Source organism: Fertoeibacter niger, assembly GCF_009380135.2.
GTDB classification, from domain to species: Bacteria; Pseudomonadota; Alphaproteobacteria; order Rhodobacterales; family Rhodobacteraceae; genus Fertoeibacter; species Fertoeibacter niger.
The window spans coordinates 257,795-278,961 of the sequence record NZ_WHUT02000004.1 but is presented as its reverse complement, the minus strand read 5'-3'; the positions used below and the strand labels follow the sequence as shown (position 1 = coordinate 278,961).

Below are 21,167 nucleotides of genomic sequence, written 5' to 3'. Positions count from 1 at the left end.
CATGGAACCAGACCCCCTGCTTCGCAAGCGGCGATGCACCGGCCCCCCGACGGTGCGCGCCAGCGAATGATGAAAGGTGACTTCGAGCATGGCTCAGAGCTACGTTGGCCAAAAGCGCATCCGCCGCTACTTTGGCAAAATCCGTGAAGTGTTGGAGATGCCGAACCTGATCGAGGTTCAGAAATCCTCCTATGACCTGTTCCTGAAATCGGGCGATGGCCCGAAGCCTCAAGATGGTGACGGCATTCAGGGCGTGTTCCAGTCGGTCTTCCCGATCAAGGACTTCAACGAAACGGCTGTGCTGGAATTCGTGAAATACGAGCTGGAAAAGCCGAAATACGACGTGGACGAATGCCAGTCGCGCGACATGACCTATGCGGCACCGCTGAAGGTGACGCTGCGCCTGATCGTGTTCGATGTGGATGAAGTGACCGGCGCGCGGTCGGTGAAAGACATCAAGGAACAGGACGTCTACATGGGCGACATGCCCCTGATGACCTCTAACGGCACCTTTGTGGTGAACGGCACCGAGCGGGTGATCGTTTCGCAGATGCACCGCAGCCCCGGCGTGTTCTTTGACCACGACAAGGGCAAGACCCATTCCTCGGGCAAGCTGCTGTTCGCCTGCCGCATCATTCCCTACCGCGGGTCGTGGCTGGATTTTGAGTTCGACGCCAAGGACATCGTGTTTGCCCGGATCGACCGTCGCCGCAAACTGCCGGTGACGACGCTGCTCTATGCGCTTGGCATGGATCAGGAAGGCATCATGGATGCCTATTACAACACCGTGATGTTCCACCACCTGCCGAAAAAGGGCTGGGTCACGAAATTTTTCCCCGAGCGCGTGCGCGGCACGCGCCCGACCTTTGACATCGTCGATGCGGCCACCGGTGAGGTGATCTGCAAGGCGGGCGAAAAGATGACGCCCCGCATGGCGAACGAGCTGATCAAATCGGGCGCAGTCAAGGAACTGCTGATGCCGTTCGACCAGATCGTCGGGCGTTACGTGGCCAAGGACATCATCAACGAGGAAACCGGCGAGATCTGGGTCGAAGCCGGTGACGAATTGACGATGGAATACGACCGCGACGGCGGTGTGAAAGGCGGCACGCTGAAGCTACTGCTGGATCAGGGCATCACCGAGATTCCGGTGCTGGACATCGACAATGTGAACGTCGGCCCCTACATCCGCAACACGCTGGCCGCCGACAAGAACATGGGCCGCGACACCGCGCTGATGGACATCTACCGCGTGATGCGCCCGGGTGAGCCGCCGACTGTTGAGGCCGCGTCGAACCTGTTCGACACGCTGTTCTTTGACAGCGAGCGTTATGACCTGTCGGCCGTTGGCCGCGTGAAAATGAACATGCGTCTGGATCTGGGTCGCCCCGACACCCAGCGCACGCTGGACCGCGCCGATATCATCGCCTGCATCAAGGCGCTGACCGAATTGCGCGACGGCAAGGGCGAGATTGACGACATCGACCACCTGGGCAATCGCCGTGTGCGTTCGGTCGGCGAGCTGATGGAGAACCAGTATCGCGTCGGCCTGCTGCGCATGGAGCGGGCGATCAAGGAACGCATGTCGTCGGTGGAAATCGACACGATCATGCCGCAAGACCTGATCAACGCGAAACCTGCGGCGGCGGCGGTGCGGGAATTCTTCGGCTCGTCGCAGTTGTCGCAGTTCATGGACCAGACGAACCCGCTGTCCGAAGTGACGCACAAGCGTCGCCTCTCGGCACTGGGGCCGGGCGGTCTGACCCGCGAACGTGCTGGCTTCGAAGTTCGCGACGTTCACCCGACCCATTATGGCCGGATGTGCCCGATCGAGACGCCCGAAGGCCAGAACATCGGCCTGATCAACAGCTTGGCCACCTTCGCCCGCGTGAATAAATACGGTTTCATCGAGACCCCGTATCGCAAGGTGATCGACGGCAAGGTGACCGATGACGTGGTCTACATGTCGGCAACCGAGGAAATGCGTCACACGGTGGCGCAGGCCAACGCTGCGCAGGACAGCGAAGGCCGCTTTACCGATGACCTGATTTCCAGCCGCAAGGCCGGGGAATTCATGCTGAACCCGTCCGACGCGATCGACCTGATCGACGTCAGCCCGAAACAGCTTGTGTCGGTGGCGGCATCCTTGATCCCGTTCCTCGAAAACGACGACGCCAACCGCGCCTTGATGGGCTCGAACATGCAGCGTCAGGCTGTGCCGCTGCTGCAATCCGATGCGCCCTACGTGGGCACGGGGATCGAAGCCGTGGTGGCGCGTGACAGCGGTGCCGCCATCATGGCGCGGCGTGCCGGGATCATCGACCAGGTGGACGCGACCCGTATCGTTGTGCGGGCGACCGAGATGCTGGATCCGGGTGAACCGGGTGTGGATATCTACCGCCTGCGCAAGTTCAAGCGGTCGAACCAGTCGTCCTGCATCAACCAGCGCCCGCTGGTGAAGGTGGGCGATACCGTGGTGCGTGGCGAGGTGGTGGCCGATGGCCCCTGCACCGACATGGGCGAACTGGCCCTGGGCCGGAACGTCGTCGTCGCCTTCATGCCGTGGAATGGCTACAACTATGAAGACTCGATCCTGATTTCGGAACGCATCCTGCGCGACGACGTGTTTACCTCGATCCACATCGAGGAATACGAAGTGGCGGCGCGTGACACGAAGCTGGGGCCGGAAGAAATCACCCGCGACATTCCGAACGTGGGCGAAGAAGCCCTGCGCAATCTGGATGAAGCCGGCATCGTCTATATCGGTGCCGAGGTTCAGCCGGGCGACATTCTGGTGGGCAAGATCACCCCCAAGGGTGAATCGCCGATGACGCCGGAAGAGAAACTGCTGCGCGCCATCTTCGGCGAAAAGGCATCGGACGTGCGCGATACCTCGCTGCGCCTGCCGCCGGGTGCCTATGGCACGATCGTCGAAGTGCGGGTGTTCAACCGGCATGGCGTGGACAAGGACGAACGCGCCCTGCAGATCGAGCGCGAGGAAGTCGAGCGTCTGGCACGCGACCGTGACGACGAGTTGGCCATTCTGGAGCGCAACATCTATGCGCGCCTGAAAACGCTGGTGATGGGCAAGACTGCCGTGAAGGGCCCGAAGGGCATCAAGGCAGGGTCCGAGATCAACGACGAACTCTTGTCCACCCTCAGCCGTGGCCAGTGGTGGCAATTGGCGCTGGGTGAAGAAGCCGACGCCAAGGACGTCGAAGCCCTGCACGACCAGTATGAGGCGCAGAAACGCGCGCTGGACCACCGCTTTGAAGACAAGGTGGAAAAAGTCCGCCGCGGCGACGATCTGCCTCCGGGTGTGATGAAGATGGTCAAGGTGTTCGTCGCGGTGAAGCGCAAGCTGCAACCGGGCGACAAGATGGCCGGGCGTCACGGCAACAAGGGCGTGATCTCCAAGGTTGTGCCGGTGGAAGATATGCCTTTCCTCGCCGATGGCACGGCGGTTGATCTGGTGCTGAACCCTTTGGGCGTGCCCTCGCGCATGAACGTCGGGCAGATTCTGGAAACCCACATGGGCTGGGCCGCGCGCGGTCTGGGCCTGAAGATCGACGAGGCGCTGAAAGGCTTCCGTCGTTCGGGCGACCTGACCCCGGTCAAAGAGGCGATGCGTCTGGCTTACGGCGACGAGACCTATGAAGATGCGTTCGCCGACCGCGACGATGCAGACCTGATCGAACTGGCAAGCAACGTGACCAAAGGCGTGCCGATTGCATCGCCGGTGTTCGATGGTGCGAAAGAGGCCGATGTGAACGATGCGCTGACCCGCGCGGGGTTCGACACATCGGGTCAGTCGGTGGTGTTCGATGGCCGCACGGGCGAGCAGTTTGCGCGCAAGGTGACGGTGGGCGTGAAATACATGCTCAAGCTGCACCACCTTGTCGATGACAAGCTGCACGCGCGTTCGACCGGGCCTTACAGCCTCGTGACCCAGCAACCGCTGGGCGGCAAGGCGCAGTTCGGTGGTCAGCGTCTGGGGGAGATGGAGGTCTGGGCGCTGGAAGCCTATGGTGCCGCCTATACCCTGCAAGAGATGCTGACCGTGAAGTCGGATGACGTGGCGGGCCGCACCAAGATGTATGAAAGCATCGTCAAGGGTGAGGACAATTTCGAGGCCGGCGTGCCGGAATCGTTCAACGTCCTTGTCAAGGAAGTGCGCGGCCTCGGCCTCAACATGGAACTCCTGGATGCGGAGGAGGAGTGACGGTTTTCCCGGAAAGGTGCGTGATCTCACGCACCCTACCGCAAACCTTGGGTGCGTGATCTCACGCACCACACCCTCCCCCGCCGCCCCCATTCTTAGGAATTGAAATGAACCAGGAACTGTCAACCAACCCGTTCAACCCGGTTGCGCCCGTCAAGACCTTTGACGAAATCAAGATCTCTCTGGCCTCGCCCGAGCGGATCCTGTCGTGGTCCTATGGCGAGATCAAGAAGCCGGAAACCATCAACTACCGCACGTTCAAGCCGGAACGTGACGGCCTGTTCTGCGCGCGGATCTTTGGCCCGATCAAAGATTACGAATGCCTGTGCGGCAAATACAAGCGGATGAAATACCGCGGCGTCGTCTGCGAAAAATGCGGCGTGGAAGTGACCCTGCAAAAGGTGCGCCGCGAGCGGATGGGCCATATCGAACTGGCTGCGCCCGTTGCGCACATCTGGTTCCTGAAATCGCTGCCCAGCCGCATCGGCCTCATGCTCGACATGACGCTGCGCGATCTGGAACGCATTCTCTACTTTGAAAACTATGTGGTGATCGAGCCGGGTCTGACCGACCTGACCTATGGCCAGCTGATGACCGAGGAAGAATTCCTCGACGCGCAGGACCAGTATGGCGCGGATGCGTTCACCGCCAATATCGGTGCCGAGGCGATCCGCGAGATGCTGGCGGCAATTGATCTGGAAACGACGGCAGAACAGCTGCGGGCGGACCTCAAAGAGGCCACCGGCGAGTTGAAGCCGAAGAAGATCATCAAACGGCTGAAGATCGTCGAATCCTTCCTTGAATCCGGCAACCGTCCGGAATGGATGATCCTGACCGTGCTGCCGGTGATCCCGCCGGAACTGCGCCCGCTGGTGCCGCTGGACGGCGGCCGTTTTGCCACGTCCGACCTGAACGACCTTTACCGCCGCGTCATCAACCGCAACAACCGTCTGAAGCGGCTGATCGAGCTTCGCGCGCCCGACATCATCGTGCGCAACGAAAAGCGGATGCTGCAGGAAGCTGTGGATGCCCTGTTCGACAACGGGCGTCGCGGCCGCGTGATCACGGGCACCAACAAGCGCCCGCTGAAATCGCTGTCGGACATGTTGAAAGGCAAGCAGGGCCGGTTCCGTCAGAACCTGCTGGGCAAGCGCGTGGACTTCTCGGGCCGTTCGGTCATCGTGACCGGGCCGGAGCTGAAGCTGCACCAGTGCGGCCTGCCGAAGAAGATGGCGCTGGAGCTGTTCAAGCCGTTCATCTACTCGCGGCTTGAGGCGAAGGGGCTTAGCTCCACCGTCAAGCAAGCCAAGAAACTGGTTGAAAAGGAACGCCCCGAGGTCTGGGACATCCTTGACGAGGTGATCCGCGAACACCCGGTGCTGCTGAACCGAGCGCCGACGCTGCACCGTCTGGGCATCCAGGCGTTCGAGCCGATCCTGATCGAAGGCAAGGCGATCCAGTTGCATCCGCTGGTCTGCTCGGCCTTCAACGCCGACTTCGACGGCGACCAGATGGCCGTGCACGTGCCGCTGAGCCTTGAGGCCCAGCTGGAAGCCCGCGTCCTGATGATGTCGACGAACAACGTTCTGTCGCCCGCCAACGGCGCGCCGATCATCGTGCCGTCGCAGGATATGGTGCTGGGGCTTTACTACACCACCATGGAACGCAAGGGCATGGTTGGTGAGGGCATGGCATTTGCCTCGGTCGAGGAAGTGGAGCATGCGCTGGCTGCCGGCGAGGTGCATCTGCATGCCAAGATCAAGGCACGCATCAAGCAGATCGACGACGAAGGCAACGAGGTGATCCGCCGGTTCGACACCACGCCGGGACGTCTGCGGTTGGGCAACCTGCTGCCGCTGAACGCCAAGGCGCCGTTTGACCTCGTCAACCGCCTGCTGCGCAAGAAAGACGTGCAGAACGTCATCGACACCGTCTACCGCTATTGCGGGCAGAAAGAGTCGGTCATCTTCTGCGACCAGATCATGACCATGGGCTTCCGCGAGGCGTTCCGTGCCGGGATTTCGTTCGGCAAGGACGACATGCTGATCCCCGACAACAAGTGGGACACCGTTCACGCGGTGCAGGATCAGGTCAAGGAATTCGAACAGCAGTATATGGACGGCCTGATCACTCAGGGCGAAAAATACAACAAGGTGGTCGATGCCTGGTCCAAATGTTCGGACAAGGTGGCTGGCGACATGATGTCGGCCATTTCGGCTGTTCGTTACGATGATGCGGGTGCCGAGAAGGAACCGAACTCGGTCTACATGATGTCCCACTCCGGGGCGCGTGGTTCGCCGGCGCAGATGAAACAGCTGGGCGGGATGCGCGGTCTGATGGCCAAGCCGAATGGCGAGATCATCGAAACGCCGATCATCTCGAACTTCAAGGAAGGTCTGACCGTTCTTGAATACTTCAACTCGACCCACGGCGCCCGGAAGGGTCTGGCCGATACCGCGCTGAAGACGGCGAACTCGGGCTATCTCACGCGGCGTCTGGTGGACGTGGCGCAGGATTGCATCGTGCGCAGCCATGACTGCGGCACCGAAAATGCGATCACCGCCTCGGCGGCGGTCAATGACGGTGAAGTGGTCTCCAGCCTGGCCGAACGTGTGCTTGGCCGGGTCTCGGCGGATGACATCCTGGTTCCGGGCACTGACGAGGTGATCGTGGCGCAGGGTGAACTGATCGACGAACGCAAGGCCGATCTGATCGACCAGGCGGGCGTGGCTTCGGTGCGCATCCGCAGCCCGCTGACCTGCGAGGCCGAGGAAGGCGTGTGCGCCATGTGCTATGGGCGGGATCTGGCCCGTGGCACGCTGGTGAACCAGGGCGAGGCTGTCGGCATCATCGCGGCACAGTCGATCGGCGAGCCCGGCACGCAGCTGACGATGCGGACGTTCCACATCGGCGGCATCGCGCAGGGCGGGCAGCAGTCGTTCCTTGAGGCAAGCCAGGAAGGCAAGATCGAGTTCCGCAACGCCAACCTGCTGGAAAACGCCAACGGCGAGTTCATCGTCATGGGCCGGAACATGCAGATCGCCATCATCGACGAGGCGGGGCAGGAACGCGCGGCGCACAAGATCACCTATGGTGCCAAGGTTCACGCCAAGGACGGCCAGCCTGTGAAACGCGGCGCGAAACTGTTCGAATGGGATCCCTACACCCTGCCGATCATCGCCGAAAAGGGCGGTGTGGCGCGGTTCGTGGATCTTGTATCGGGCATCTCGGTGCGCGAGGACACCGACGAGGCGACAGGCATGACACAGAAGATCGTGTCGGACTGGCGCTCGGCCCCCAAAGGCAACGACCTGAAGCCCGAAGTCATCATCATGGACCCGGTGACGGGCGATCCTGTGCGTGGCGAAAACGGCAACCCGATTTCCTATCCGATGTCGGTGGATGCCGTTCTGTCGGTGGAAGACGGGCAGGACGTGCGTCCGGGTGATGTGGTGGCCCGTATTCCGCGTGAAGGCGCGCGGACCAAGGACATCACCGGTGGTCTGCCGCGCGTGGCCGAACTGTTCGAGGCACGCCGGCCCAAGGATCACGCGATCATCGCGGAACACGATGGTTACGTGCGCTTTGGCAAGGACTACAAGAACAAGCGCCGCATCACGATCGAACCCGTGGATGACAGCGTGAACTCGGTTGAATACATGGTGCCGAAGGGCAAGCACATTCCGGTTCAGGAAGGTGATTTTGTCCAGAAGGGCGATTACATCATGGACGGCAACCCGGCCCCGCATGACATTCTGCGGATCCTGGGGGTCGAGGCACTGGCCAACTACATGATCGACGAAGTGCAGGACGTCTATCGCCTGCAAGGCGTGAAGATCAACGACAAGCATATCGAGGTGATCGTGCGGCAGATGCTGCAGAAATTCGAGATCCTCGACAGCGGCGAAACCACGCTGCTGAAAGGCGAGCATGTCGACAAGGCCGAGCTTGACGAGTTCAACGAAAAGGCGACCAAGCACGGCATGCGGCCTGCCTCGGCCGAACCGATCCTGCTGGGCATCACCAAGGCGTCGCTGCAGACCCGCAGCTTCATCTCGGCGGCGTCGTTCCAGGAAACCACGCGCGTGCTGACCGAGGCTTCGGTGCAGGGCAAGCGTGACAAGCTGGTCGGTCTGAAAGAGAACGTCATCGTTGGCCGCCTGATCCCGGCAGGGACGGGCGGGGCGACCAGCCGCGTGAAGAAGATCGCGGCGGATCGTGACCAGTCGGTGATCGAGGCCCGCCGGTCCGAGGCCGAAACCGCCGCTGCAATCGCAGCCCCGCGTGACGACCACAGGGACATGGGTGGCGACAGCAGCCTGGTGGACACGGTGGAAAGCCGCGACCTGTAAACAGCCCTTGCGGCATCTTGACCCCCCGCGCCCCCGTGGCGCGGGGGTTTTCTTTTGCGCAGATGGTGGTTGTGCCCGCTCTGGCCCCCCGGCGGGGGCCATGCTAGACCTGCCGTCATCGGCGGGGGGCAGGGCATGGCGCGGCGTGACGCAGGGGCGGACCGGATACAGATGCTGGGTCTGTGCCGCTTTTCGTTGCTGGTCGACGGCGGCTTTCAGACCATGCATGACACGCTGGAGGCCAGGCGCACGGCACTTTATGATCCGGCGCGGCTGGCCAACCGTTTTGCCTGGTTCGAACATGCCTGCCTGCCGGGATTTCGCGCCCAGACGGATGGCGAGTTCACCCTGATCCTGCTGACCGGCACCGATCTGCCGCCCGCGTGGATGGACCGGCTGCACGACCTGGCCGCATCCCTGCCGCAAGCCGTGGTCGAAACCCGTGACCCCGGGCCGCACCGTGACGTCTGCCGCGCGGTGATGGCGGCCCACATCGACCCGGGCGCGCAGGTGGTGGGCCAGTTCCGCATCGACGATGACGATACCGTGGGGCTGGACTATATCGCGCGCAGCCGCGAGGATTTCCCCTTGTTCAGCCGTCTTTACGACAGACATGGCATGCTGGCATCGAACTATGCCAAGGGAGTCGTGGCAACCGATACCGGCACGGGCCTGACCTATGAGACGCGGGCGGAAACGAACTGGGCCTGCGGGCTGACGCTGTATTTCCCGCAGGGCAGCGCCAAGGGCGTGATGGATTTTGGCCATCACCGGCTGGCCGAATGGATGCCCACCGTGACGCAGAGCGACAGCGTGATGTATCTGCGCGGCATCCATGCAAACAACGATTCACGCGGGCGGGGCTTGGGCAGCGGCCCGGCGCTGCCTGCGGAACGCGCGGCGAATGTGCTGCGCAAGCGGTTCGGCATTGACGCCACCGCATTGGAACAGGCTTTGCGCGCCGCGCAGCCCTAAGGAACCGGAATGGCCCTCTCGGACAACATGCGCGGTGCGCTTTACATGAATGTGGCCATGGCGGCCTTTACCCTGAACGACACCGCGATGAAGGTGGCGACGCAGACGATGCCGCTGTTTCAGGCGATCACGCTGCGGGGGGCTATGGTCTTGCCGCTGCTGGTGGTGCTGGGGCTGATGCTGGGCAATCTGCGCCTTGGCCTGCGCGGGCGTGACAGGGTGGTGGTGGCCGTGCGGTCACTGGCCGAGGTGGGGGGCACGGCGCTGTTTCTGGCGGCGCTGGTGCATCTGCCGCTGGCGAACCTGTCGGCCATCCTGCAATCGCTGCCACTGGCCGTGACACTGGCGGCGGCGGTGATCCTGCGCGAAAGGGTGGGATGGCGGCGGATGCTGGCGATTGCCATCGGCTTTGGCGGGGTTCTGCTGATCGTGCGGCCGGGGGCCGAAGGGTTCAACGGCTGGTCGCTGATGGGGCTGGCCTCGGTCGCTTGCGTGGTGGTGCGTGATCTTGTCACGCGCGAACTGTCGCGCGATGTGCAATCGGTGACGGTGGCCATCTATGCCGCCATGGCTGTCACGGTGATGGGGCTGATCGGCGCCGCGTTCCAAGGCTGGCAGACGGTGACAGTGGCGGAATGGGGCATGGTTCTGGCGGCATCGGGGGCGCTGATATTTGGCTATATGTTCTCGGTCATGGTGATGCGGGTGGGCGACATCAGTTTTGTCGCACCTTTTCGCTATACCGCGCTTTTGTGGGCGATTTTCCTGGGTTGGCTGGTGTTTGACAGCCTGCCCGATCTGTGGACGGTCGTGGGTGCGGTGATCGTGGTGGCGACCGGCATTTTCACCTTTTACCGCGAGGCGAAACTGGCCCGCGCGGCACGCTGACAGCCCCATAGGTGCTGTTGACAACCCCCGCGACTCCCCCTATACGCCGCCTACCTGAGCTGCGGGTCCGTCCGGCAGCCGGGAGCTATGAAACTGAAGTGGTCATGATCCGGGCCCAAAGCCCCGATCCTCTGGAATTCCACCGCGTCGTCCCCGCGAAGGGGACGCATGCGGTTTTGGCATTTTGTGCAAACGGAATGTCATTTAACGGCGCCCCCCGACCGGATCCGGGCAGGCGTAAATGAAACGGGTTGCTACACGGGGTACGTGAATGCCGACGATCCAACAGCTCATCCGCAAACCGCGGGAGCCTAACGTAAGAAAATCCAAGTCCCAGCACTTGGAATCCTGCCCGCAGAAACGCGGTGTCTGCACGCGCGTCTATACGACGACGCCGAAAAAGCCGAACTCGGCCATGCGGAAAGTCGCAAAGGTGCGTCTGACCAACAGCTTTGAGGTCATCTGCTATATCCCCGGCGAAAAGCACAACCTTCAGGAACACTCGGTCGTCCTGATCCGTGGCGGCCGTATCAAAGACCTTCCCGGCGTGCGCTACCACATCCTGCGCGGTGTTCTCGATACCCAGGGTGTCAAAGACCGTCGTCAGCGTCGTTCGAAATACGGCGCCAAGCGTCCGAAGTGAGGAAGTAACAGATGTCCCGTCGTCACGCCGCCGAGAAGCGCGAAATTCTGCCGGACGCCAAATATGGCGATACGGTTCTGACCAAATTCATGAACAACCTGATGATCGACGGCAAGAAATCTGTCGCCGAATCCATCGTATACAACGCGCTGGAGCGGGTGCAGACCCGCCTGAAGCGCGAGCCGATCGAAGCGTTCCACGAGGCGCTGGACAATGTGAAGCCGTCGGTCGAGGTGCGTTCGCGCCGCGTCGGCGGGGCCACCTATCAGGTTCCGGTCGAAGTGCGCACCGAGCGCCGCGAGGCGCTGGCGATCCGCTGGCTGATCATCGCTGCTCGCAAGCGCAATGAAAACACCATGGAAGAGCGTCTGGCCGCCGAACTTTCGGATGCCTGCAACAACCGTGGCACCGCCGTGAAAAAGCGCGAAGACACCCACAAGATGGCCGACGCGAACAAAGCGTTCAGCCATTACCGCTGGTAATCCACTTAGCCTGAGGCACCCCAATGGCACGCGAATATCCCCTCGAACGCTACCGCAACTTCGGTATCATTGCCCACATCGACGCGGGCAAGACCACCACGACGGAGCGGATCCTGTACTACACCGGCAAATCCCACAAAATCGGCGAAGTGCATGATGGCGCTGCGACGATGGACTGGATGGAGCAGGAGCAGGAACGCGGGATCACCATCACGTCCGCTGCAACGACGACCTTCTGGGAACGGACCATTGATCCGGGCCTGGAACATGCGCGTGCCGACAAGTACCGCTTCAACATCATCGATACCCCCGGACACGTTGACTTCACCATCGAAGTCGAACGTTCGCTGGCCGTGCTCGACGGTGCCGTGGTTCTGCTGGATGGCAACGCCGGGGTGGAGCCGCAGACCGAAACCGTGTGGCGTCAGGCTGACCGCTACAAGGTGCCGCGCATCGTGTTCGTCAACAAGATGGACAAGACCGGCGCCGATTTCTACAACTGCATCAAGATGATCAAGGATCGCACCGGGGCCACCCCGCTGCCGATCCAGATCCCGATCGGTGCCGAAGACCAGCTTGAAGGCATCATCGACCTGATCACCATGGAAGAATGGGTGTATCAGGGCGACGATCTGGGCGCTTCCTGGAAGCGTCAGCCGATCCGTGCCGACCTGCTGGAACAGGCGAATGAATGGCGCCACAACCTGCTGGAAGTCGCTGTCGAGCAGGACGACGCCGCGATGGAGGCCTATCTGGAAGGCAACGAGCCGGATGCCGAAACGCTGCGCGGTCTGATCCGCAAAGGCTGCCTTGCCATCGAATTCGTGCCGATGCTGTGCGGTTCGTCGTTCAAGAACAAGGGCGTGCAGCCGATGCTGAACGCCGTGATCGACTATCTGCCGAATCCGCTGGACGTGCCGCCCTACCTGGGTTTTGCGCCTGGCGACGAGACGGAAACCCGCAACATCGAACGTTCGGCCGATGATGAGCAGCCCTTTTCGGCGCTGGCCTTCAAGATCATGAACGACCCCTTCGTCGGTTCGCTGACCTTCACGCGCATCTATTCGGGCGTGCTGAAAAAGGGCGACGCGATGCTGAACGCGACCAAAGAGCGCAAAGAGCGCGTTGGCCGCATGATGATGATGCACGCCATCGACCGTGAAGAGATTGCCGAAGCCTTTGCTGGTGACATCATCGCGCTGGCCGGTCTGAAGGAAACCACCACGGGCGATACCCTGTGCGATCCGGCGAAACCGGTGGTTCTGGAAACCATGACCTTCCCGATCCCGGTGATCGAGATTGCCGTGGAGCCGAAAACCAAGGCTGACCAGGAAAAGATGGGCATCGCTCTGGCCCGTCTGGCCGCCGAAGACCCGTCCTTCCGTGTGGAAACCGATCACGAGTCGGGCCAGACGATCATGAAGGGCATGGGTGAACTTCACCTCGACATCCTAGTTGACCGGATGCGTCGTGAGTTCAAGGTTGAGGCCAACATCGGCGCGCCGCAGGTGGCCTACCGCGAGACGATCAGCCGCGAAGCGGAAATCGACTACACGCACAAGAAACAGACCGGTGGTACCGGCCAGTTCGCGCGCGTGAAGCTGGTGATCACCCCGACAGAGCCGGGCGTGGGCTATTCGTTCGAGTCGAAAGTTGTTGGTGGTTCGGTGCCGAAGGAATACATCCCCGGCGTTGAAAAAGGCATCAAATCGGTGATGGACTCGGGCCCGTTGGCCGGCTTCCCGGTGATCGACTTCAAGGTGGCGCTGATCGACGGCGCGTTCCATGACGTTGACTCTTCGGTGCTGGCCTTCGAGATCGCGGCACGGGCGGGCATGCGCGAAGGCCTGAAAAAGGCCGGGGCAAAGCTGCTGGAGCCGATCATGAAAGTCGAAGTGGTGACGCCGGATATCTATACCGGCGGCATCATCGGCGACCTGACCTCGCGTCGGGGCATGGTGCAGGGGCAGGACACGCGTGGTAACGCGAACATCATCACCGCGATGGTGCCGCTGGCCAACATGTTCGGCTATATCAACACGCTGCGCTCCATGTCCTCGGGCCGGGCGAACTTCTCGATGTCGTTCGACCATTACGATGCCGTGCCGCAGAACATCTCGGACGAAATCCAGAAGAAATACGCTTAACCGGTGTGGCGGGGTGCACCCCGCCCTACCAGCTAGTAGGGCGGGGTTTACCCCGCCGCATTCGAACGAAAACAGGAGGCCATCATGGCAAAGGCAAAGTTTGAACGGACGAAACCGCACGTCAACATCGGCACGATTGGCCACGTTGACCACGGCAAAACCACGCTGACCGCGGCGATCACCAAATACTTCGGCGAATTCCGCGCCTACGACCAGATTGACGGTGCGCCCGAAGAGCGCGCGCGCGGCATCACGATCTCGACCGCCCACGTGGAATACGAATCGGCTGACCGTCACTATGCCCACGTCGATTGCCCCGGCCATGCTGACTATGTGAAGAACATGATCACCGGCGCGGCACAGATGGACGGCGCCATTCTGGTGGTGAACGCTGCTGACGGCCCGATGCCGCAGACCCGCGAACACATCCTGCTGGGCCGTCAGGTCGGCATTCCCTACATGGTTGTCTACCTGAACAAGGTTGACCAGGTGGATGACGAAGAACTGCTGGAACTGGTGGAAATGGAAGTGCGCGAGCTGCTGTCTTCCTATGACTACCCCGGCGACGACATTCCGATCATCAAGGGTTCGGCTCTGCATGCGATGAACGGCACACGTCCGGAAATCGGCGAAGAATCGATCCGCGCGCTGATCAAGGCCGTGGACGACTACATCCCGACCCCGGCACGTGCCGTTGACCAGCCCTTCCTGATGCCGGTCGAAGACGTGTTCTCGATCTCGGGCCGCGGCACCGTTGCCACCGGCCGGATCGAGCGCGGCATCGTGAAAGTCGGCGAGGAAGTCGAAATCGTCGGCATCCGCCCGAACAAGAAAACCGTCTGCACCGGCGTCGAAATGTTCCGCAAACTGCTGGATCAGGGCGAAGCTGGCGACAACGTGGGTCTGCTGCTGCGCGGTATCGACCGTGAAGGCATCGAGCGCGGCCAGGTGCTGTGCAAGACCGGCTCGGTGAAGCCGCACACCAAGTTCGAAGCCGAAGCCTACATCCTGACCAAGGAAGAAGGCGGCCGTCACACGCCGTTCTTCGCAAACTACCGTCCGCAGTTCTACTTCCGCACGACCGACGTGACCGGTACCGTGCAACTGCCGGAAGGCACCGAAATGGTGATGCCGGGCGACAACCTGAAGTTCAACGTTGAACTGATCGCGCCGATCGCCATGGAAGAAAAACTGCGCTTCGCCATCCGCGAGGGCGGCCGCACCGTCGGCGCCGGCGTCGTGTCGAAAATCATCGCGTAAATACTTCACTTTGGAAGAGGGGCGGAGGGCGGTCTTCGCCCCCCGCTTCCCGCCAAGCCCGAGGGCACTGACATGCAACAAACCATCCGTATCAGGCTGAAAGCCTTCGATTACCGTGTGCTGGACGCCAGCACGCTGGAAATCGTAAACACGGCCAAGCGGACCGGCGCGCAAGTGCGCGGCCCGATCCCGCTGCCGAACAAGATCGAGAAATTCACGGTTCTGCGTGGTCCGCACATCGACAAGAAGTCGCGCGACCAGTGGGAAATCCGCACGCACAAGCGTTTGCTCGACATCATTGATCCGACCCCCCAGACCGTTGACGCGCTGATGAAGCTCGACCTCGCGGCCGGCGTGGATGTCGAAATCAAACTGGCGGGGGCATGATCATTATGCGCTCTGGCGTTATCGCAAAGAAGCTGGGCATGACCCGGCTGTTCCTGGAAGACGGCAAGCAGGTTCCTGTGACCGTTCTTCAGCTTGACGCGCTTCAGGTTGTCGCACAGCGCACCGCTGACAAGGATGGCTACACCGCCGTCCAGCTCGGCGCGGGCCTGGCGAAAGCCAAGCGCACCACCGCTGGCATGCGTGGCCACTTCGCCAAGGCGAATGTGGAACCGAAGCGGAAGATCGCGGAATTCCGCGTGACCCCCGATTGCCTGATCGGCGTGGGCGAGGAAATCACCGCTGACCATTACTTCGCGGGTCAGTATGTGGACGTGGCCGGCACGTCGATCGGTAAAGGCTTCCAGGGTGCCATGAAGCGGCACAACTTTGGCGGTCTGCGGGCTTCGCACGGTGTGTCGGTCTCGCACCGCTCGCACGGTTCGACCGGCCAGTGCCAGGATCCGGGCAAGGTGTTCAAGGGCAAGAAGATGGCTGGCCACATGGGCGCCGTCCGCGTGACCACGCAGAACCTGCAGGTGGTCAAGACCGACAGCGACCGTGGCCTGATCATGATCAAGGGCGCAGTCCCCGGTTCGGCCGGTGGCTGGGTCACGATCAAGGATGCCGTGAAAAAGCCGGTTCCCGATACCGTGATCCGTCCGGCGGCGCTGCGTTCTGCGGCCAATGCGGCGAAAGCTGCGGCAGAAGCGGCGGCCCAGGCCGCAGCGGCAGAAGAAGCGGAACGTCTGGCGGCGCTGGAAGCCGAGCGTATTGCGGCAGAAGAAGCGGCCATGGCTGCGGCGGAAGCCTCGACCCCGGCAGAAGAGGCTGTGACCGAGGGGGACAAACCCAATGAAGCTTGATGTCATCACGCTGGACGGCGGCAAGGCCGGTTCGGTAGACCTCGACGATGCGCTGTTCGGGCTGGACCCGCGCGCCGACATCCTGCACCGCGTGGTGCGCTGGCAGCGGGCGAAGGCCCAGGCTGGCACCCACTCGACGCTGACCCGTGCCGAAGTGTCCTATTCCACCAAGAAGATCTACAAGCAGAAAGGCACCGGCGGCGCACGTCACGGTTCCAAGAAAGCGCCGATCTTCCGTCACGGTGGTGTTGTGAAGGGCCCGACCCCGCGCAGCCACGCCCATGACCTGCCCAAGAAGTTCCGGGCGCTGGGTCTGAAGCATGCGCTGTCGGCCAAGGCGACCACGGGCAACCTGATCGTGTTGGAAAATGCCGTTATGGCCGAAGCCAAGACCGGCATGCTGGCCAAGGTGGCCAAAGAGCTGGGCTGGAAGCGCGTCCTGATCATCGACGGTGCCGAGGTTGACGCGAATTTCGCCAAAGCCGCGCGCAACATCGACGGTATCGATGTGCTGCCGTCGATGGGCGCGAATGTGTATGACATCCTCAAGCGTGATACCCTGATCATCACGCGGGCGGGCGTCGAAGCCTTGGAGGCGCGTCTGAAATGACCGTGAAACCCGAACATTACGACATCATCAAGAAGCCGATCATCACCGAAAAGGCGACGATGGCCTCTGAATCCAACGCCGTGGTTTTCCAGGTGGCGATGGACAGCACCAAGCCGATGATCAAGGAGGCCGTCGAGGCGGTCTTTGGCGTCAAGGTGAAGGCGGTCAACACCACCATCACCAAAGGCAAGGTGAAAAAGTTCAAGGGCCGCACCGGCGTGCGTTCCGACAAGAAGAAAGCCTATGTGACCCTCGAAGAGGGAAGCACTATCGACGTGTCCACCGGCCTCTGATAGAAGGCCACGAATCTCACGGCCCCGGGTTTCCGGGGCCGTGGATTTTTTGAACTCGGGGATCTTCGGAGCCCTTCACCGGACCTCTCATGGTCCTCAAGCTGACGGAAGACAGAAAGCATGGCACTCAAGTCGTATAAGCCGACGACGCCTGGCCAACGCGGGTTGGTTCTGATCGACCGTTCGGAGCTTTGGAAAGGCCGCCCGGTCAAAGCCCTCACCGAGGGTTTGACCAAGACTGGCGGACGGAACAATACCGGACGGATCACGATGTGGCACAAGGGCGGTGGGGCAAAGCGCCTTTACCGCATCGTCGATTTCAAGCGCACGAAATTCGACATGGCAGCCGTGGTTGAGCGGATCGAATACGACCCCAACCGCACCGCCTTTATCGCTCTGGTCAAATATGCCGATGGCGAGTTGGCCTATATCCTTGCCCCGCAGCGTCTGGCCGTGGGCGACAGCGTGATCGCTGGCGCCAAGACCGACGTGAAGCCGGGCAACGCGATGCCGTTCTCGGGCATGCCGATCGGCACGATCGTGCACAACGTGGAAATGAAGCCGGGCAAGGGCGGGCAGATCGCTCGCGCTGCCGGCACCTATGCCCAGTTCGTTGGCCGTGACGGCGGCTATGCACAGATCCGCCTGTCGTCGGGCGAACTGCGCATGGTGCGGCAAGAGTGCATGGCGACGGTGGGCGCGGTGTCGAACGCCGACCATTCGAACCAGAACTTCGGCAAGGCCGGCCGCATGCGCCACAAGGGCATCCGCCCGACGGTGCGCGGTGTCGCGATGAACCCGATCGACCACCCGCACGGCGGCGGCGAAGGCCGCACCTCGGGCGGCCGTCACCCGGTCACTCCGTGGGGCAAAGGCACCAAGGGGAACAAGACCCGCAAGGCAAAAGCTTCGGACAGCCTGATTGTCCGGTCGCGTCACGCGAAGAAAAAGGGCCGCTGATCCATGGCACGTTCTGTTTGGAAAGGCCCGTTCGTCGATGCCTACGTCCTGAAAAAGGCCGAAAAATCGAAAGAATCGGGCAAGAGCGAAGTGATCAAGATCTGGTCGCGCCGCTCCACCATCCTGCCGCAATTCGTTGGTCTGACCTTCGGGGTCTACAACGGCAAGAAGCACATTCCGGTTGCGGTGACTGAAGAGATGATCGGCCAGAAGTTCGGTGAATATTCGCCGACGCGGACCTATTACGGTCACGCCGCCGACAAGAAAGCGAAGAGGAAGTAAGCGATGGGCAAGGAAAAGAACCCGCGCCGCGTGGCTGAAAACGAAGCGATGGCGAAATCCAAGATGCTTCGCACCTCGCCGCAGAAACTGAACCTGGTGGCTGGCCTGATCCGCGGCAAGAAGGTGGACAAGGCTTTGGCCGACCTCACCTTCTCGAACAAGCGGATCGCGGGCGACGTGCGCAAGTGCCTGCAATCGGCGATTGCGAATGCCGAGAACAACCATGGTCTCGACGTCGATGAACTGGTGGTGGCCGAAGCTTATTGCGGCAAGAACCTGGTGATGAAGCGTGGCCGTCCGCGGGCGCGTGGCCGTTTCGGCAAGATCATGAAACCGTTCAGCGAGCTGACCATTCTGGTCCGTCAAAAAGCCGGGGAGACTGCATAATGGGTCAGAAGGTCAATCCGATCGGCATGCGTCTTCAGGTCAACCGGACCTGGGACAGCCGCTGGTTCGCTGAATCCAAAGACTATGGCAACCTGCTGCTTGAAGACCTGAAAATGCGCGCCTTCATCCATGAAGAGTGCAAGCAGGCCGGCATCAGCAAGGTGATCATCGAACGTCCGCACAAGAAATGCCGTGTGACCATTCACACTGCACGTCCGGGCGTGATCATCGGCAAGAAAGGCGCAGACATCGAAGGTCTGCGCAAGAAACTGGCCGCCTTCACCAAATCCGAACTGCACCTGAACATCGTCGAAGTCCGCAAGCCCGAGCTTGACGCCCAGCTGGTTGCCGAGTCCATCGCGCAGCAGATGGAACGTCGCGTGTCCTTCCGTCGCGCCATGAAGCGCGGCGTGCAGAATGCAATGCGCATCGGTGCCCTGGGTATCCGCGTCAACGTCGGTGGCCGCCTTGGCGGTGCCGAGATTGCCCGGACCGAGTGGTATCGTGAAGGCCGTGTGCCGCTGCACACGCTGCGCGCCGACATCGACTATGCGACCTGCGAAGCCACGACCCCTTACGGGATCATCGGGGTGAAGGTCTGGATCTTCAAAGGCGAAATCCTTGAGCATGATCCGCAGGCGCATGACCGCCGCCACGCCGAGGCCCAGGAAGGCGCTGCACCGCGCCCGCCGCGCCGCGACCGCGAACGCGCGTAAGGGAGAGAAAAGATGCTGCAACCGAAACGGACCAAGTTCCGCAAACAGCACAAAGGGCGCATTCACGGCGAGGCCAAGGGCGGCTTCCTGTTGAACTTCGGCACCTTTGGTCTGAAAGCCACCGAGCCCGAGCGTGTGACCGCGCGGCAGATCGAGGCGGCCCGCCGCGCGATCACCCGCCACATGAAGCGTCAGGGCCGTGTCTGGATCCGCATTTTCCCGGATGTGCCGGTGTCGGCCAAGCCGGTCGAAGTGCGGATGGGTAAAGGCAAAGGCTCGACCGACTATTGGGCGGCCAAGGTGAAACCCGGCCGGATGATGTTCGAGATCGACGGCGTGTCCGAAGTGATCGCGCGTGAGGCCCTGCGCCTGGGCGCGATGAAACTGCCGGTCACTACCCGCGTGGTCGTGCGCGAAGACTGGTAAGCATGGTGCGTGCAAGCACGCACCCTACCTGATATCGGGCCCCTGCCGGAGACGGCGGGGGCCTTTCTTATTCAACCGCTGGAGCCTGCCATGGCCGAGATTTCCTCACTGTTTGTCACCCGGCTTTACCGTGCGACCCTGAATGAACTGGCGAAAAAGCCGGTGGACTACGCCGAACTGCACTCCTCTTGCCTTGCGATTGCCGAGGATGACGAGGCGGGGCAAGCGTGGTGCGAGAAGAACGGCTATCCCGGCTACACCTCCTATTCCTCGCTGGCTGATCTGCCCTGGCGCTTTCCGATCTTTGGCGCGCTGGAAAAGGCGCTGGACAAGCATGTGGCCGCGTTCTGCAAGGATCTGGGCTTCGATCTGGGCGACCGGAAACTGAAATGTGACTCGCTCTGGATCAACATCCTGGGTGAGGGTGGCATGCATGCCAGCCACATCCACCCGCATTCGGTGATTTCCGGCACGACATATGTGGCGATGCCCAAGGGGACCAGCGCCCTGAAACTGGAAGACCCGCGCCTGCCCATGATGATGAACGCCCCCCTGCGGTCGAAAAAGGCGGGGCAGGAGCTGCAGAGCTTTGTCTATGTGCAACCCGCCGTGGGCGAGGTGCTGCTGTGGGAAAGCTGGCTGAGGCATGAAGTGCCGATGAACATGGCCGAGGACGAGCGGATTTCAGTGAGTTTCAACTATGGGTGGGTGTGAGGGTCAGCCTGTAAGCAGTTAACCGTTCTGTGCACGAGAGATCTTTTGAATCGCCTTGATGATGCTGAAATCTTCTTTGGTTCCGTCCGGCAAGTGATACCAAAAACATTTTTGCGTGCGAAACTGTCCCGGCGAAATCTCTTCGGCTTTGTTATCAACGGAGTATGCTGAGATGCTTGGAGGAACCGCCCAATTTGTTACTGCGCAATACTGTTCATAGACCGCTTTCACTTGGGTCTTGTCTACGCCCTGCAACTGCGCACCTGCTGGGTAGCGATCCTTTATGCGTTCAAAGTGATCAAGTGCCGCCTTCTGGGTAGGGAACGGTTCGTCGATGCTGTCGATTCTCACTGGTTTCGCCACTTGATCCTCCACGCTAGTAGATTATGTGATATGAGATTGGACCTTAAGCAACACAACGTCCAGTCTTGGTCGGTAGCCGTTCGACAAATAGGCTTTGGTTCTGGCTGACCCATTCTTCCCCCTTGCCTCACCCCCTCCCTTCCCCTATACGACGCCATCCACGGTTCCGGGGCGACTCGGAATCGTCGGTTTATCAT

General features: G+C 61.4%; 19 protein-coding genes. 18 read left to right on the top strand and 1 reads right to left on the bottom strand.

The window, feature by feature from the left end; translation table 11 throughout:
• The first annotated feature begins 88 nt into the window (after positions 1-88).
• From rpoB to GEU84_RS09035, 18 genes are all read left to right on the top strand, one after another.
• Entirely contained in the window at positions 89-4,222 is a 4,134-nt protein-coding gene (gene rpoB, locus GEU84_RS09120; RefSeq protein ID WP_174539649.1) for a DNA-directed RNA polymerase subunit beta, read from the top strand.
• A gap of 107 nt (positions 4,223-4,329) precedes the next feature.
• Positions 4,330-8,574, top strand: coding sequence for a DNA-directed RNA polymerase subunit beta' (rpoC, locus tag GEU84_RS09115; protein ID WP_174539648.1), 4,245 nt, complete (start codon positions 4,330-4,332; stop codon positions 8,572-8,574).
• Between the two features lie 135 nt (positions 8,575-8,709).
• On the top strand, positions 8,710-9,549 hold the full coding sequence (locus GEU84_RS09110; RefSeq protein ID WP_174539647.1) for a glycosyltransferase: 840 nt from the start codon (positions 8,710-8,712) through the stop codon (positions 9,547-9,549).
• 9 nt (positions 9,550-9,558) lie between these two features.
• Positions 9,559-10,437 (top strand): DMT family transporter, encoded by an 879-nt coding sequence (locus GEU84_RS09105; protein ID WP_174539646.1) that lies wholly within the window; start codon positions 9,559-9,561, stop codon positions 10,435-10,437.
• A 271-nt stretch (positions 10,438-10,708) separates the two neighbouring features.
• Positions 10,709-11,080 (top strand): 30S ribosomal protein S12, encoded by a 372-nt coding sequence (gene rpsL / locus GEU84_RS09100; protein WP_174539645.1) that lies wholly within the window; start codon positions 10,709-10,711, stop codon positions 11,078-11,080.
• Positions 11,081-11,091: 11 nt separating this feature from the next.
• Positions 11,092-11,562: a 30S ribosomal protein S7 gene (gene rpsG, locus GEU84_RS09095; RefSeq protein ID WP_174539644.1), complete on the top strand. Its 471-nt coding sequence runs from the start codon at positions 11,092-11,094 to the stop codon at positions 11,560-11,562.
• A gap of 23 nt (positions 11,563-11,585) precedes the next feature.
• A complete protein-coding gene (fusA, locus tag GEU84_RS09090; protein WP_174539643.1) occupies positions 11,586-13,709 on the top strand; it encodes an elongation factor G in 2,124 nt (707 codons plus the stop codon).
• 84 nt (positions 13,710-13,793) lie between these two features.
• On the top strand, positions 13,794-14,969 hold the full coding sequence (tuf, locus tag GEU84_RS09085; protein WP_174539642.1) for an elongation factor Tu: 1,176 nt from the start codon (positions 13,794-13,796) through the stop codon (positions 14,967-14,969).
• Between the two features lie 72 nt (positions 14,970-15,041).
• Positions 15,042-15,356 carry a 30S ribosomal protein S10 gene (gene rpsJ / locus GEU84_RS09080; protein WP_174539641.1) on the top strand — a complete coding sequence of 105 codons (315 nt, stop codon included), beginning with the start codon at positions 15,042-15,044 and terminating at the stop codon, positions 15,354-15,356.
• A 2-nt stretch (positions 15,357-15,358) separates the two neighbouring features.
• Positions 15,359-16,219, top strand: a complete 861-nt coding sequence (gene rplC / locus GEU84_RS09075; RefSeq protein WP_174539743.1) for a 50S ribosomal protein L3 — start codon at positions 15,359-15,361, stop codon at positions 16,217-16,219.
• Positions 16,209-16,829, top strand: a complete 621-nt coding sequence (gene rplD, locus GEU84_RS09070) for a 50S ribosomal protein L4 (protein ID WP_174539640.1) — start codon at positions 16,209-16,211, stop codon at positions 16,827-16,829. Before rplC ends, rplD begins: the two co-directional genes overlap by 11 nt.
• Positions 16,826-17,122, top strand: a complete 297-nt coding sequence (locus GEU84_RS09065; RefSeq protein WP_174539639.1) for a 50S ribosomal protein L23 — start codon at positions 16,826-16,828, stop codon at positions 17,120-17,122. The genes rplD and GEU84_RS09065 overlap by 4 nt, the downstream gene beginning before the upstream one ends.
• Positions 17,123-17,242: 120 nt before the next feature.
• Positions 17,243-18,082, top strand: a complete 840-nt coding sequence (rplB, locus tag GEU84_RS09060; RefSeq protein ID WP_174539638.1) for a 50S ribosomal protein L2 — start codon at positions 17,243-17,245, stop codon at positions 18,080-18,082.
• Positions 18,083-18,085: 3 nt separating this feature from the next.
• Positions 18,086-18,364, top strand: a complete 279-nt coding sequence (gene rpsS, locus GEU84_RS09055) for a 30S ribosomal protein S19 (protein ID WP_174539637.1) — start codon at positions 18,086-18,088, stop codon at positions 18,362-18,364.
• A 3-nt stretch (positions 18,365-18,367) separates the two neighbouring features.
• A complete protein-coding gene (gene rplV, locus GEU84_RS09050) occupies positions 18,368-18,751 on the top strand; it encodes a 50S ribosomal protein L22 (protein WP_174539636.1) in 384 nt (127 codons plus the stop codon).
• A complete protein-coding gene (gene rpsC / locus GEU84_RS09045) occupies positions 18,751-19,467 on the top strand; it encodes a 30S ribosomal protein S3 (protein WP_174539635.1) in 717 nt (238 codons plus the stop codon). Before rplV ends, rpsC begins: the two co-directional genes overlap by 1 nt.
• A gap of 12 nt (positions 19,468-19,479) precedes the next feature.
• A complete protein-coding gene (gene rplP / locus GEU84_RS09040; RefSeq protein WP_174539634.1) occupies positions 19,480-19,893 on the top strand; it encodes a 50S ribosomal protein L16 in 414 nt (137 codons plus the stop codon).
• 90 nt (positions 19,894-19,983) lie between these two features.
• Positions 19,984-20,607, top strand: a complete 624-nt coding sequence (locus GEU84_RS09035) for a TIGR02466 family protein (RefSeq protein WP_174539633.1) — start codon at positions 19,984-19,986, stop codon at positions 20,605-20,607.
• An 18-nt stretch (positions 20,608-20,625) separates the two neighbouring features.
• Here the strand turns inward: GEU84_RS09035 and GEU84_RS09030 are convergent, their stop codons facing one another.
• Complete coding sequence (locus tag GEU84_RS09030) at positions 20,626-20,970, bottom strand: DUF3223 domain-containing protein (RefSeq protein WP_174539632.1); 345 nt, start codon at positions 20,968-20,970, stop codon at positions 20,626-20,628.
• Between the last annotated feature and the right edge of the window lie 197 nt (positions 20,971-21,167).